Annotated in this window: 9 protein-coding genes; 4 read left to right on the forward strand and 5 right to left on the reverse strand. The window is 39.4% G+C overall.

The annotated features are described in order from the left end of the window. Positions 1-370: 370 nt before the first annotated feature. Both LMH66_RS19155 and LMH66_RS19160 read left to right on the forward strand, forming a co-directional pair. Complete coding sequence (locus LMH66_RS19155; protein ID WP_229372354.1) at positions 371-6,814, forward strand: ATP-binding protein; 6,444 nt, start codon at positions 371-373, stop codon at positions 6,812-6,814. 40 nt (positions 6,815-6,854) lie between these two features. After that, positions 6,855-7,388, forward strand: a complete 534-nt coding sequence (locus LMH66_RS19160) for a hypothetical protein (RefSeq protein WP_229372356.1) — start codon at positions 6,855-6,857, stop codon at positions 7,386-7,388. A 262-nt stretch (positions 7,389-7,650) separates the two neighbouring features. Here LMH66_RS19160 and LMH66_RS19165 read toward each other — a convergent pair whose 3' ends face one another. Both LMH66_RS19165 and LMH66_RS19170 read right to left on the reverse strand, forming a co-directional pair. Beyond that, positions 7,651-9,060 carry a DEAD/DEAH box helicase gene (locus LMH66_RS19165; RefSeq protein ID WP_229372358.1) on the reverse strand — a complete coding sequence of 470 codons (1,410 nt, stop codon included), beginning with the start codon at positions 9,058-9,060 and terminating at the stop codon, positions 7,651-7,653. A gap of 5 nt (positions 9,061-9,065) precedes the next feature. Continuing rightward, positions 9,066-9,602 (reverse strand): response regulator, encoded by a 537-nt coding sequence (locus tag LMH66_RS19170; protein ID WP_229372360.1) that lies wholly within the window; start codon positions 9,600-9,602, stop codon positions 9,066-9,068. 131 nt (positions 9,603-9,733) lie between these two features. Between LMH66_RS19170 and LMH66_RS19175 the strand changes: the two genes are divergently transcribed. Continuing rightward, positions 9,734-9,940 (forward strand): helix-turn-helix domain-containing protein, encoded by a 207-nt coding sequence (locus LMH66_RS19175; RefSeq protein WP_229372361.1) that lies wholly within the window; start codon positions 9,734-9,736, stop codon positions 9,938-9,940. A gap of 77 nt (positions 9,941-10,017) precedes the next feature. Then, positions 10,018-10,383, forward strand: coding sequence for a hypothetical protein (locus LMH66_RS19180; RefSeq protein ID WP_229372364.1), 366 nt, complete (start codon positions 10,018-10,020; stop codon positions 10,381-10,383). A 184-nt stretch (positions 10,384-10,567) separates the two neighbouring features. On the opposite strand, the gene LMH66_RS19185 is transcribed toward LMH66_RS19180, so the two are convergent. The 3 genes from LMH66_RS19185 to gmtZ all read right to left on the reverse strand — a co-directional run. Further along, a complete protein-coding gene (locus LMH66_RS19185) occupies positions 10,568-11,257 on the reverse strand; it encodes a hypothetical protein (protein ID WP_229372365.1) in 690 nt (229 codons plus the stop codon). A gap of 119 nt (positions 11,258-11,376) precedes the next feature. Then, positions 11,377-12,015 carry a gamma-mobile-trio protein GmtX gene (gene gmtX / locus LMH66_RS19190; protein WP_229372367.1) on the reverse strand — a complete coding sequence of 213 codons (639 nt, stop codon included), beginning with the start codon at positions 12,013-12,015 and terminating at the stop codon, positions 11,377-11,379. Continuing rightward, the coding region (gene gmtZ / locus LMH66_RS19195; protein ID WP_229372369.1) for a VPA1269 family protein at positions 12,012-14,789 on the reverse strand (2,778 nt) is incomplete at its 5' end. The genes gmtZ and gmtX, both read right to left, overlap by 4 nt.

The raw sequence follows: 14,789 nt of genomic DNA on the forward strand, positions 1-14,789 counted from the left end.
CTGTCAGGGACACAGGTTCCTGTACAGGTGAAGCTAACGGGCTCCAAATTTAGATGTTCTAGACCTCAAAGGATACTCAAATAAGCTATCGCACATTGAAACTTTTATAACATATAAGAGCTATCAATATATCAATTTATCTAAAGGCTTTGGATACGTGCAGTATGAACCCCGTAAAAAACATATTCATTCTACGGCACTATGATAAACACCACTTACCTCACCTCAATATATCTCATTTACAACAATAACTTAGTGGTGTTATCTTTGGCGTGTAAATAGAGTGCCCTAGGACATTATCGTATTGCTATTGTATAAGCTGTTATTCGATTGAAGAACCAAAGTTGTTAAACGAGGAAATTATCAGAATATGAAACCAGAATTCTTAGGAGCCAGAGCCTCCAACACTGGCGATGATTTTCATGAGTGGTGGGCTCTTCGTTTGGCATTACAATTGCTAGCCCCAGATACAAACTTAGAAGCAGTAACTGTTGAAGGTGTAAATCTTGATGAGCAAAATGAGATAGGGTTAACGGAATGGGACTCTGTCGATTGTGGCTTATTTTATGGTGGCTATACCGTAGAGAAAGCTGAAAAAGTTATAATTGAGCAGTTAAAGTATTCGCCATCAACACCTGAAAAGAACTGGACTGTTTCGGATTTAACAAGTTCCAAGTCAAAGTCTTCAAATAACAGCATTATCAAAGGACTTGCTGATTCATTTAGTGCCATATTAAAAAAAAGACCAGATCTGATCAGTATCAGTGCGTTAACAATCAGGCTAGTCAGTAATCGACCTATTGGTGCAGATCTTAAGAAATCACTTTCCGATACTAGTAACAAAAAACATGAAACACTGAGAGTTGCCAGTGGCCTCAATAAGAGAAATTTCAAGAAATTCATTATGCTTTTTGACTTCTCTGATTGTGGTACGGGGTCTCGCTTTGAGCAAGAAGAAAACGCGATTAATGAAATTTTAAATCTAACACATAGTGCTGAACGAGGGTTTGTGTTGGACTTGAAAGACCGTATTCACAAGCTTATGCTACCGGAGGCTACAGGAAGTTATATCACTAGAGAAACAGTGCTTACATGGATGAATGTGTCTGATCCTCTTGCTTTATTTCCATGCCCTTCAAGACTCAAGCCAGTAGAAAATACAATTAACAGAAATGTAGCTGTTGCGATACAAACGGCAATGGTTAATGGTGATCAATTTATCTGCCTACATGGCGAAGGCGGTAGTGGCAAGACGACCGTACTAAAACAGGTTGAATGCTTATTACCTGAAGGCTCAGTCATGGTTACATATGACTGTTATGGCGCTGGTACTTATCTGGATAGTGAAGCATATCGGCATAGGTCGAAAGATGCTTACTTGCAAATAATCAATGAAACCTCCGCTCGATTGCGATTACCCTTGTTAATTAGTCAGGATTATTCCATTGATTTTCTCAAGGCCTTTTCGTTAAGGGTTGAAAGTGCAAGCAAAGTTTTAGAGGCGCAAGAAGGTAATGCATTGTTGGTCGTCGTTATTGATGCGGCGGATAATTCTGTAGCGGGTGCAAAGCAGTGTAAACCGGAAGAAATCAGCTTCGTTCATGAACTGATTAAAATAGGCAATCTGCCTACTAATGTTCGATTAATAATCTCTGCAAGAACTGGACGTTTAGATTCCTTATCTATTCCGCAAAAATACAATTCAGTAGAAATTTCTAACTTTTCATTGAAAGAAACAGAACTCAATATACTTAACCAATATCCCAGAGCAACCAAGGCATGGATAGAGGATTTTCATAATTTATCTAATCGGAATCCACGAGTACAAAGTTACGCATTCGAATACGCAAAATCAGATCCGGGCAAAGCCATTGAATTTTTAAGACCCAATGGAAAGGGGTTGGATCAAATCTTTGAAGCTCGATTTGAAGAGGCGATTTTGAAGGAAGGTAATTCTGAGGTCTTGTCTCTTGTTTGTTCATCGTTAGTAGCACTACCTGCACCTGTTCCAAAGCAACATTTAGCTAGTGTTGTGGGGATATCAATAGAAAGGATTAATGATATTGTCTCTGACCTTCCCGGAATGCGTGTTCTTGAAGATAAAGTAGGGTTTCTTGATGAGGATGTTGAATTTTTTGTTAGAGAAAAGGCGCAACCAAAGCTTTTGGAAGCTTATAAGCGTTCAGCTGCACATTTCAGTGCCAATCATCAAAGTGACGAATATTCCGCCATGCACTTGGCTTCAGCACTATTTTCAGCTGAGAAAGGCCAAGAAATCATAAAAATCATTGAGCAAAATGAAGCGCCAATAGCTATAAAAGACCAGATAATTCGCAGGGAAGTACAAAGTCAGCGATTACAACTCGCAATGAAAGTATGTCGTTCAGCAGGCGAGCCAGCAGATGCGATATTTACTTTATTGGTTGGGGCTGAGGCGATAAAAACAGATGATGCCGTAGAGAAAATTATCGCTGAGAACCCAGATTTATCCGTCCATTTTGCGTCTGATACAGTAGGTCGAAATATACTTTACTCGTCAAAAACGTTTGAATGCCATGGTAGGTTCTTATCGCATATTGTTGCTCGTGATGCAGCTGACAGAGACTTTATCGGTGCCCGCGAAAAGAAACGCATTTTTCGTGAATGGATGAATCGAAGAAGTGAGAATATTGAACGACAAAAACTCGAACAAAGCGAACATCGATACAAACATATAGATGCATGGCCATTAGAGCTTGAAGATATTGTCTCCGTTGCGCATTCAGTGCTGGATATGGAGGGATACGAGGCAGCATACGAGTTCATTTGTAGCTGGAAGCCGAAAAGCCTCCATTACAAAATCGCGTCCAGATTAGTGGATCGCCTATTGCTATCGGGCAAGTCTGTCATTGTTCAAGAATTTTTGGATAGTGGCTGTATTCCAGAGCCTTGGTCATCACTATTCAACATACCTTTAGCGCTTGTCGGTCATGACATTAATTGTGCAGCTTTTGAAAAGTCACTATGCAGCAAGGAAATACTGAAGTATTGCGATCTAAAAAAGCTGGAACAGCACACCTCTGAAGATGCAGATGATTTCAGATACACGGAAATGCTACTTAGTGGCTGTGAAATTTTGGCTGCCAATGGGCTGGACTTGTCCTCTGTTGAGCCAATCCTTGAATATCTGTGCCCTGATAAATGGCGTTTAGTCAATAACATCTACATACACAACATTCTTAAAAACGATGTTGCTTTTAGAGCATACTCTTTGTTGACACGTAATCGTGGTCTCGATGTCACAGTAGAGTCCTATTGGATTGATTCGGCTATATCTGATGATCTTGATGAGCCCGAAAAAAATAATCAGAAGCAAAAGTTATCTAAAAAACACAAAGAGATAAAGGAAAACCTGTCAGCTTTAATATCTGTTTATGCTGTTAGAGCGGATATATTGCTGTCCAATATCATGCCTAAAGATGCTGAAGAGAAAGTTAAGTCTGCACTAGGCTCTTTGTTTTCAAATTCCTGGAGAATATCCAGAGAGCACTATTTTGAATCCATATGTAGTCAGCTCTCTTTATCTGTAGCTAAGCTATCTGTTGTACCTGGTATCGATACTAACACAGTGCTAACCCTAGCTAAGGGAGCGTTTAAACAATGGCCATCAGTGTTTTCTTCCGGTCAGCGTAAAGTTATTGAAAACCTGATAAAAATACCGGAGTTGAGGCCGACAGTTGTTAAAGATATTTACGACCGTTCAATTGAAGTAAAAGATCTAAAAACAGCAGCAAGTGAAAAAATCAGCATTCTTCTAGATTTGTCCAGAATATTGCTTTTTGTGGATAAGGATGAAGCTAGAGAAGTTTTTAAAATTGCAGTTGATATCGCTAATGATGTTGATGTCGATGCTATGCATGATGTGGCTCTTTTTTCAGCGTTATCCAAAAACGCCAAAAATCACTTTTCACCCCAAAAATCGCAACAAATAGCGACTCAAATGTCGGCAATAATCATCGAATACGGCACTCTACTTAAAGGGTATGAACATTTTCCTTGGGGCGATGCAATTTCTGCTGTTGCTATATTAGATATAGCAACAGCAATTAGACTTATTGGGTATTGGGAAGATTGTGATTTAGTTCAAGCCAGCGATACCCTACCTGCATTGATGTCTACGGGGGTTACCGAAGGAACTATAACCTCTGCGCAGGCTGCATCTTTGCTTAATTTCTGTGATGATTTGAATGATGAGCTTGTTACTAAACTGGTGCCGGTTACAAGCGTTCAAGAAGCCAGTCAACTGATAGAGGAAATCGCAAAAGCTGAGTTATTGAGATTCAACAGGAGCGGTAGCTCCAAAGTATGCCAGATGCTAAATGAGCTAGTTCCATATAACGATAGTAGTAAATATTGGCATTCAGCACTTAATCAATTGATTAAATTTAAATCACAAATCAAAGTAAGTACTCAGACAAAATCTAGTAATGATAAGCTTGATTCGACAACTAGGAATTTAACGGAGAAAGAGTTCCTTGACGGTATAAATGTTGCGGAAATTTCCTTTGAATCACCTGACGACTTTATAAACTCGATACTCGTCAAGAAAAAGGAAGCTAGCGGTGAAGATTTTTATATTACCAGCCATGACATATTGAGGATTGTTTGCAATCGTTTGGAGTCGAAAGATCGTATTTCTTTTCTGAATTTCCTAACTGATGAGCGAGTAATTGATGATCTTAGCTATACATGGGCTAAAACGATAATTGACTGTATTAGCCTATGGAGTGGGTCATCTCACGCCGTATCTTCTTGGAAAGAGGAAAACCTGCCAATCTTAATTGCTAATCATTTGGGCGAGTTTTCTTATGGTGAAAATTATGGCTACGATAAACTGATGCTGAAAGATGTTATTCATAGCCTCAATTTAAATAAAGAAGTCACGGTTAGCTTACTGCTGGATGGCCTGGAAAAAAATGCTGAATCTTTGCCCTTACCCAAGCTATATTCGGTGATCAGGCTGCTGACTGATTATTGCAGCGAGGAACAAATTGCAGATGTCACAACTCGTTATGTTCAGCGACTAACCACACGATTACGACTTCCAACGAATAAAATTGAGTCTGAGTGTTTAGCTGAATCAGCATTAGCATATCAACTCTACTCGTTCTTAGGTGATGTGGATACCAGGGTGAGATGGCGAGCGGCACATAGTATTAGAGCGTCTGCCAGAATGGGAGATTTTAAGAATATTGTGACGTTAACCACTCTGTATGAGCGTAAATCCATGCCCGGCTATCGTGAAGATAATGCACCTTTCTATTGGTTGTCAGCGCGTCTTTGGCTCATCGTTACATTTGATAGAATTGCATCCGAGGTGCCCGAGGCCATCGCACCTGTCGCACGCTGGTTGTTGAGTATTGCCACTGACCAAGACTTCCCACATGTATTGATACGCCATTTTGCTAAATCCTGCTTAATGAAGCTTCTTTCAAATGGTTTTATTGAATTTGATGAGCAGGAAATTGCTGCGTTGCATGCTATCAATATTTCAGAATTAGTTTCCGAAAAATCTAAAGGTAGAGTTTCTCGGGGAAGATTTCACGAAGGTGGTAAAGAGAGAAGGTTTAGTTTTGATTCGTTAGATACCCTCAGCTATGTATACCCAAGCGCGATAGAATGTTTTGCTGATGTAAACGAAGAAATGTTTCTTGATGAGGCGGAAGCCTGGATTATTGACCGGTGGGGTAATGGTTCGGATCTGTCAGTATGGGAAAAAGAACCAAGAAAACATAAGTTTGAAAGAGCTGACTATTCCCTATACAGCCACAGTCACGGCTCCATGCCGACGATAGAGCCTCATAGCTATTACCTAGAGTGGCACGCCATGTGGTGTAGCCTCGGTTCTCTAATGGCAGAAAAAGCGTTAGCTGAGCCTGAATATGATGATGACGACTATGGAACATTAAACGGTTTTTTGAGCCGGGCCGGGTTAACTCAACCACCGCAGTGGTCAAGTGACCTTCGCAGTCCAACACCACTAGAAACACATTTTCACTATCCCCCTACTGTCGAGGCAGAAGATTGGGTGGCAACAATAACCGCCGATGATTTTGAGTTGGAGCTTGGCTTAAGCTCTGAAGATGGTAATTTAGTTGTCGATTCATATCATGATATTCGCACCAGTAATCATCGTTCCAGTGTAAGAATATCCTCTGCCCTTGTTAATCCAGAAACCGGGCTTGCATTGGTTAGATCGCTTCAAACATCCGACGACTCCCATGACTACCGTTTGCCACCTGCTGGTCATGAATTTGAGATTGATGATGGCCCATTTTTACTACGTGGTTGGCTCAATGAACACTCTGGTGATGCACGTCTAGATGAAAAGGATGTGTTTAATCATGGTGTCCGCCTAATAGAAGCGACGCCGTCTGAAAATGTCGTTGAAATACTGGGGTTGTGCCGTTCGGATAGTTATCCCGTTAACTGGCTTGACTCCTCTAATGGGGACCGTGCATTTCATTATGAAGCATGGGGTGATGTAAGAGATGACTCTCGACAGAGAGAATACTTATATGGTGAAGACTGTATCTCCAATGGCCACCGCTTGAAGATATCGCTACTTCACCTAAAGCAATATCTAGATAAAGTTGGCTTTGATCTAACCATTGAAGTCGAAATAACACGAAGAGTAACTAGAAATGGAATTACAGAGTATAACGAAAAGTCCGAAAAAGAAGCACGGTACTCAAGACTCTATCTTCTCAGAAGAACTGGGGAAATCCTTACCACTGAAGGATGTGTTGGTACTTGGACACCATCTGGCAACTGAGCTGGGTTTCTCCGATAGTTGCGATACCTTGGGAAAATGGATGTCGCACTATTTAGCCGAGATGATGGATCGTGCTGAGCGTGAGGAGAACGCAGAGAAAAAAGAAAAATACCAACAGCAAACCGTTGATTTAATCTTAAAAATATGGGAACACAGAAGCTCCTTAAATGGATACGCATACCCATTAGCCAGATTCAAGGGAATTATCGATTCTTTGAGCATACTTTCTCCTGAGGCTAATGTATGGGAGAGAAATAGGCTTGGAAAGTACGAATCCTTGGCGGCAGATTCATTCTCGATGGTTGTAAATCTGTATAGAGCGCTAAATTTTATTGAGTTTTTACGATTAAAGTCTTCTAGGAATAAACAAGTACCAGCTTCAGTGCTAACTAATGAAGAGCAGGAAATATACAACTTTCTAGTTTCGTGGGCCGAAGAAGAAATGAATTTTCGTTCTAACAACGAGCTGGATATCGAAAAAAATGATGTTCAAGGTTTGTCAGAATTTATGAGTGATTATATTGATGATTTATGCGTGAAGTTGAACTTGCTCAAGGATGAGCTATCTGAATAGGAGCTTACCAGAGTATAGGAAATCGACAAATCCTTAGTATTATTGCCTCAATATATTAAAAAATTGAGCTCACTTAAAAATAAATGAAAAACAATTAAAATTGCTAACTAATTGGTTTAGATCTTCATAGGTATTCTTCCTAAACTTTTGATTTTATGGGAGAGTTACATAGCTTTCTCTTAATCAAAAGAATATTTTAGCATCCCTCACATAAACCAAGCCTGCTATTAAAAGTGGTGACACCATAAATAAGATTTCAGCATCAAAAAGGGGAGTTAAAAGTAGATACTACCTTTTCTCTAAAGCCACCTAAAATTTCAAAAGATGGTGACGCCGACCAAGATAGATTTTGATTGTTCGAAGCGGCTATTAACGGGTGGTTTGGTGCTGTTATGTGTGGAGTACTAAGCCTAACTGTATGACCATCTTGAGATGGAAAACTTGCTTTTAATCTTTCACTTTCGCTCTGTTCTACGGAGATTGAAACAGATTCGGGCTCCCTGAATATGACGGGTACATCAGGTATTTCTTCAGCGATGCGATTTGCGAATTCTACAAGCTTTGGTACTGCAAAAGTATATAGCCAAGCCTCCTGATTGATAGCATTGTTTACTCGTAATATCCTACCGAGTACTTGCCTAAAATAGAGTTCGGTTTTAACTCTGCTTAGGTGGCAACACACCTGCAAGCGCGGTATATCAGTGCCTTCGCTGATCATGCCTACGCTGACTATCCAGTTCGTTGTGCTATTCCTGAATTCGTTAATTTTATCCGAAGGTTGTTCTTCTTTATAGGTAACTATTTCGGCGGTTTGTGCATATTCATTTCTGAGCATATTCAGAATGTATGCTGCATGCTCTATTGATGATGCAACGACAAGTCCTGCAGCATTAGGGTTTTGCAGTCTTATGTCATCGAGCTTGTTAGTCGCCAGCGTTAAGGCATGCCGAATGGCTGTATCATTTTTGATGATCGATTGGTAAGTAACTAACGAACCTTTGAATAAAGCATCTAGGCTATTAAACATCTTAGTTTCATTTTCTTCGTCAGTAACCGAGATTTCGTCATTATCAATTAAGACAATCTTTGGGCTTCGGCATACACCATCGGCAACAGCTTCCCTTAAACCGTAGATATAATCACACTGTATTTGATTGTCTGGGTCTGTATAACGAGATAAAGCTATAGGAGCTTGATCTGAGCGCCACGGAGTGCCAGTTAACGCTAAAGTATATTCGGCTTGGCTTTGAATATTCAGTAAAATCTCTTCCCCCCAGGCGTTAGCATCTTCAAGAGAACTGCCTGAACAATGGTGGATCTCGTCAAATATCACGAGTACCCGATTTTGTTTTAACAGTTGCCAGAAATCTTCTTTGAAAGACAGCATGCTTTGATACGTATAAGAGCAACCAACGGCACCAATGACGCCATCGAAACGACATTCCAGCTGTTTCGAGAAAGTATCCTTAATACCCTGCGATATATTTATCGAAGGTGAAAAGCAAAGTACAAAATCGATAAGGTCTTGCTCAAGTAGCTGAGCAGCGGCTTCTGAAGCCATAATCGTTTTACCAGCGCCTGGAGTTGCCAAACAAAGGAAGTATTTATGTTTGGCACTAAAGTGCTCTAGAGCGCGATTGACGCACTCTGATTGCCATTGTCTTAGATGCATTAAGGTTACTTTTTCTGATGAGCGAGAACTGACTTAATCGCTTTGATTTGTCCGAGTAGTTTTGAGCTGTTTTCACGGGCTTGTAAATACTGGGATTCAAGGTGCGCTTTCATCTCAGGAAAGGATTGATACAACCGCATGTACTCTTCTGACTCGCCTATGCTAGTGAGTAAATCAACTTCAGATTCTTTAAGGCGTTTTTCAAGCCGCGGGATAGCGAAACGAGTACTTGCATTAATCAACTCGGGTTTATTAACCTTTCTTTCTGAGCCTTCAGTGATGAAACTAGCTTCATGAAAAGAATTCGACTTGTGATACGTAACTCTTTTAGAGTTTTTCGTTCCTTTTTTTAGCAATAAACCTTTCTTAACCAGTCTCAAGATTTGTCTGTACACATACTTGCGAACCTCTACAGGATCCTTATTCGTAGAAGATGTAGCTAAATATGCATCACGCAATTGAGATACACGGAAATTGTTAAAGCTCTCATCCTGGAGAATAGTATGCAACCTGGTGCATATTTTCATTGAAATTTTTGACATTACTTTCTCGCAAGAGGTAGTGGTTCACTGTCTTAAGCTCTTTGTACTGAGCGCCAAACTAAATACGGATTATAATCCGTGGCTTTATAAGCCGCAACTTTGGATAGTCTTTATCTTTAACGAGATGAAAAATGAAAGACTTAGCTATCCGATTTGGCGCAAAATTGCGCAATAAACGCAAAACGCTCGGCATTTCTCAGGATAAATTGGCATTACTAGCAGAGATTGATCGCAGTTATGCAGGACGAATCGAGCGCGGTGAAGTAAATATCACCCTCGAAAAAGCCTACCAGTTAGCTGAAGTATTGGAGTGCGATGTAAGGGAGCTGTTGCCTTAGTTCAAAAAGCAATTTGTTTAATGTATTAAATTTGCGATAGTTGTCGTTATGGGAGTTTTTACACTAAGGAATAGGTGATGGGAAAAGGATATCGAAATGGTTCAAGCGGAGCCCAGATAGTTAAAGATTCTGTATATATTTCAGCTCGTCTGCCCTGGTGGGGAGCAATAGGTTTTGGTGCTGTACTTTTTGTGCTTTTTTATTTTGGTATTCCAGCGTATCTAGAATCCAAGATCGCTGACGCTAACGGGAGTCTGTTAACTCAAGCATTTGAGTCTCTGTTTATTCGACGTATTCATTTGTTTGAGTGGGTAGGCATTGCTTGTGCTCTGACTGGTGCTTTCTTTGGTATCCGTAACTACTTAGTTCATGGAAGTGCCAGCAACATAGAGCAAGGAATAGTAAGCTTTATTTCCAAGCTAATTAGTCGTGGCATTGATTAAAATCAGCATCTGAGAGATTTGATTTTCATTCATTAGTTTTAACTAGAAAAGTATGGCGGGCAAATGTGAAGCCGTGCCCGCTTAAATTACAGCCAACTGCGTTGAAGTTAAAACTAACACACCTGCCACAAAGCCAGTTTTAAAACAAAAACGTCAAAAAATAGTTCTCACTTTAAATCATTAGTTAAGTCTTTTTCGCTATCAAAGATCTATTTACCAACTCAATATAAGTGCGATATGTATCTAAGACAAAACGCAAGTAACCTTCATGCAAAACCAATTGGTCATTTTCATCAATACTCAGACTTTCTAATGCTTTGCAGTGCTCTATGATAGCTGCTATCTCGTTACCTTGATGGTCGATAGTCTTCCCATCTTGATGAATTATAGCATTCCTCAATTTAACTATTTTGAGCACTGTCTGCCAAGTTTGAGTAGACTTATGCATTTTGACTTTCACCTCTTTAGACATGTACTTAATTGCTCTTTCTAACCCTTTGCCACTTGTATCCTCAAGACTTTTATCTAAATCAAATTCTTCAAAGCACTTTGTACATAATTTATCAAACTCATGCTCAAAAATGCCTACTATAGTTAAAAAGGCAGAACGTCGGTGTAGATTAGGGTAGTATTCTGAAAAAACAGATTTTAAGTCCCATGCATCGCTAGTGAGGCCAGCAAACTCTGTTACCATATAGTCTGCTTCAGGTATTCCATCATGCTCAATTACAATATTCTGTTTATTCTCTCGGTAATTTTGTATCTGACTAGATATTTGTGATTCTGTGGAATCGGCAAAAACGATCAGGAGATCAATAGTTGGACCCATATAGTATAAGTACCAGTTTGCGATCGTATCTTCGGTTTTTAACATAAACTACCTTTGTCAGATTTTAGAACGAGGTTTAACCTTGCTACTTACTAGCATTGATTGCCTATGCCCGTTGCTCTAGGACAATATTTTGTTCAAGAAAATGTCTACTATTTTAGGTCTTATATAGCCAATATCTTTTCAATAGCATCGACAAAACCAGCTTTGAATATTGTATTACCATCACTACCTTTGACTCTTCCTCGATTATCTACTGTCCACCCATTTCTTTTAAACCTCTCCGGTTCAATAGAATGGGATAATGCTTCTACTTCAGTTGGGAGTAAATTCGACTTAGTTGAAGATCGATGAGATGAACTTTCTATTGCGTCGATATTGGCTACAGGCCTTAGATCAATATTAATATTTGATAGTTCTTTTGCTAATTGAAGCTGCCCAGTTAACTTACTATTTTGTGCTATTAAATCCATTACGAGCCATTTGATGCGAGCATCGTCAATATCATTAACCCATGCATTTTGTTCTTTTACTTTGCTTGTGATAACTTTTAATGGCTTTTTATATTCTGCCCATGATTGAATAAGTGCTCGGTATTTTTCACCTGTTTTATTTCTGATAGCTTGTGTCTTTGGACCATTAACAGATTCACTTAAACGCCCAATAGTCGCTATTGTAAAATCACAGGACCCACGTTCAGACTGCTCAGTACAGATTTGATGAATGAGATCTATTGTTTTTGCCATTTTTGGAGTAGCACTTTGTTTTAGCTTTTCACAAAGTTCATTAGGTTCATGTCTCATTTATCCTCCAATAAAGGCTTGTTAATATTCAGTTGACTCGCTTGGCTTCCAAGTATGATCTTCTTTACTTCATCATGAAGCGGTGTGAGCTGGTTATCATCATTAAAATCACTTAAAAGGATCTCTGCTCTCATCAGTTTTTCAACATTTCCCCATGACTTTAAACGACTCTTTAAAAGCTCACTCATTTGGTTTCCCACTTCTAGCTGCTGCTCAGGGGAGAGCATGCACAACCATGGCTGAATGCCATTTTGGTAAGCCATCTTGTCAATTAATTGAGAGCGCCTAGCGTTGGCCAATGATGCATCACTTAGTGTAAAAATAGTTGCATTCTCACACACTGTGCTTAGCTGATGAAACTCGCTATTAGTTTCATCAATGCTCCAGTCAATAGATGAGGACTCCGTATTAGCAACTAACATAGTTCCTGTATCGTCCTCCGTTTCAAGAGACTGGTTCAATAAGTTGGAGCATTGCATAATAAGCCGTGCAATATGCACGGTATCAGTCGCATACATACTGGTTTCTTTAGCTATCATTTCAAGGTTTGATGCCGCTTTATCTAACTCCATTGATTTAGTAAATACCTGCTCCTTTTTTTCAGCGTCATAACGCTCGTCTTCTAATGACTCAATATGAATAATTAGATTCTCTTCTTTTTGTTTAATATAAAATTGCTTTAATGAAATTTCGTTAAATACAGCTGTTAAACCGCCTAAAAATGCGGGACTTGTGATAAAAAAACGGCAACGAATACAATTTTTCTCACCAAGATGACCAGAGGCCACTGGTAGATATTTTTTTATTTTGACTTCATCATTTTCAACCTCGCCCCCCTGCTCACATTTCCCTCCCCCCATAGGGCATATACCTATATCTGTGAACGAAAATGCTGAAGCAGGATGACCGTCATGTAATTTATTAAAAACTAATCGATCGTTCGGAACCAATGAGCCTCTTACTGCTTCAAATTGTTTATTTCGAATTTGTTGCTGAATTTTCAATGGCGCATTCGCCAAAGCTCGTTTATGTGCTGCAGTCAATTCATCACGAATTTCAGCATGACCTACCTTGGTGTAATAAATAGTCATAACGAGTCGTGCATGACCAACCAATTTTTGAACAATGTGAATAGGCACTTTGGCATCAACAACAAATGCAGTAATTAGGCTTACGCGCATTGAGTGAGGTGTATAGTCCGACTTGTAAGAACTCAAATTAACTTTTTCGTTCACTACATTGGTTAATGGATTGTCTTTGTCTTCTATTTGATGCAGAACATACGCAAGTGCTTTTCTAAAAATCGGTTGCTGGTGAGGTTGTTCACTATTGCCCATTCTAAATAAAAAGCAATTCGCTCCTCGTTGTTCTAGTATCCTACTTCCAATAGGAACTCTAAGCTCCAGTTCAGTCCATTTTGTTGGCTTTTCAATAGCATTGTATTTTGACTGCCAATTTCTAAGTTTAATCAACCAATAATCAAAATTGTCAGGAACCCAAGGTATGTCGTAGCCCCCCTCCTGACGCGATGTCTTATTGGTAGTAAAATGTAAACCCATCTCATTACTTGAATATTCTTTTAGGAAACCTTGTTTTTTTGTCTGCCCTGCTAATGGCCCTATATTCTTGACCCACTGGACTTCACCATTCACAATTTCGGGAATTTTTTTATCTGCTTCACCGCTATCGTTCCAGAGTATCTGTTGCCCTCTAGCTGGAACACTCAATAAAGCATATAAGGCAATAAAACGAGAAGGACACCAAATTTGACAGACTTTTTGGTTATATGTACCTATGAATTCACTTGTATGCTTACCTTCTCGGCGATCTTTCTCTACAAATCTATAGACACAATCCGGATCATTTTTATCAATTAACGAAGGGGCTACGTCAAACCAATCACCTGGTACTAAGTCGTGTAAATGATTCAAATCACTTAGGTTTGTTGATTCTGGTGGTAAAATCCATTCTTTTGCTTTAACCACATAGGTATAAGCTAAAAGAGGTTTGTCAGATTCTGATAATTTATTAGCTTTAATTTCCAGTAAAGGGCTTTGAAATCGGCTAAGTGGGTTATGAAAATCAGGATGAATTATTACTTCATCGTCATCCTCTAGACTACATAATTGTTCAAGACAATAATTAAGGAATTCAATAACAATTACGTGAAATTTAGCCTTATCTTTATCACCAAAATAATTCAAGAACTCCTCGTAATGATTTTTATTAACCCTTGTAGTTCTCAGCAAGAACAACTCTGGTTTTGATGGATTACTGTTTTCTATGATGAATTTGCAAATAAAGGCAACACAAACTCTTTTTTTTGCTGAAAGCCCACGTTGCGAATTCTCCATAAAGGAGTCAAATATATTTTTCCAACCTTCAAATTCCAGGCTAATGTCTGCATCAGAATAAGGTTTTGATTGTGCTAAAAATCCGTACCATGTGCCATACACCTGCCAGTCATCACGGTAAAATCTATAGGGGCTACTAGGCAGTCTAGGGTCTTCCTTATAGCGATTTCTGTACTCAGTATGCGATTTAATACCGAGATTGATAGCCGCTTTTGAAGCAGCTTCTATCGTTGGGTAGTAATCTGGAATGTCGTTACCTAAAAATCCATACCATGTGCCATACGCCTGCCAGTCATCACGGTAAAAGCTATCGGGGGTACTAGGCAGTCTAGGGTCTTCCTGATTGCGTTTTCTGTACTCAGCAAGCGATTTAATACCGAGATTGATGGCCGCTTTTGAAGCTGCTTCTATCGTTGGGTA

The organism is Shewanella sp. 10N.7, from assembly GCF_020806285.1.
GTDB classification, from domain to species: domain Bacteria; phylum Pseudomonadota; class Gammaproteobacteria; order Enterobacterales; family Shewanellaceae; genus Shewanella; species Shewanella electrodiphila.

Bases quoted from the DNA above. Each gene is read 5' to 3' on its own strand.
- LMH66_RS19155 (WP_229372354.1), top strand. From the start codon at position 371: ATGAAACCAGAATTCTTAGGAGCCAGAGCCTCCAACACTGGCGATGAT.
- LMH66_RS19160 (WP_229372356.1), top strand. From the start codon at position 6,855: ATGTCGCACTATTTAGCCGAGATGATGGATCGTGCTGAGCGTGAGGAG.
- LMH66_RS19165 (WP_229372358.1), bottom strand. From the start codon at position 9,060: ATGCATCTAAGACAATGGCAATCAGAGTGCGTCAATCGCGCTCTAGAG.
- LMH66_RS19170 (WP_229372360.1), bottom strand. From the start codon at position 9,602: ATGTCAAAAATTTCAATGAAAATATGCACCAGGTTGCATACTATTCTC.
- LMH66_RS19175 (WP_229372361.1), top strand. From the start codon at position 9,734: ATGAAAGACTTAGCTATCCGATTTGGCGCAAAATTGCGCAATAAACGC.
- LMH66_RS19180 (WP_229372364.1), top strand. From the start codon at position 10,018: ATGGGAAAAGGATATCGAAATGGTTCAAGCGGAGCCCAGATAGTTAAA.
- LMH66_RS19185 (WP_229372365.1), bottom strand. From the start codon at position 11,257: ATGTTAAAAACCGAAGATACGATCGCAAACTGGTACTTATACTATATG.
- gmtX (WP_229372367.1), bottom strand. From the start codon at position 12,015: ATGAGACATGAACCTAATGAACTTTGTGAAAAGCTAAAACAAAGTGCT.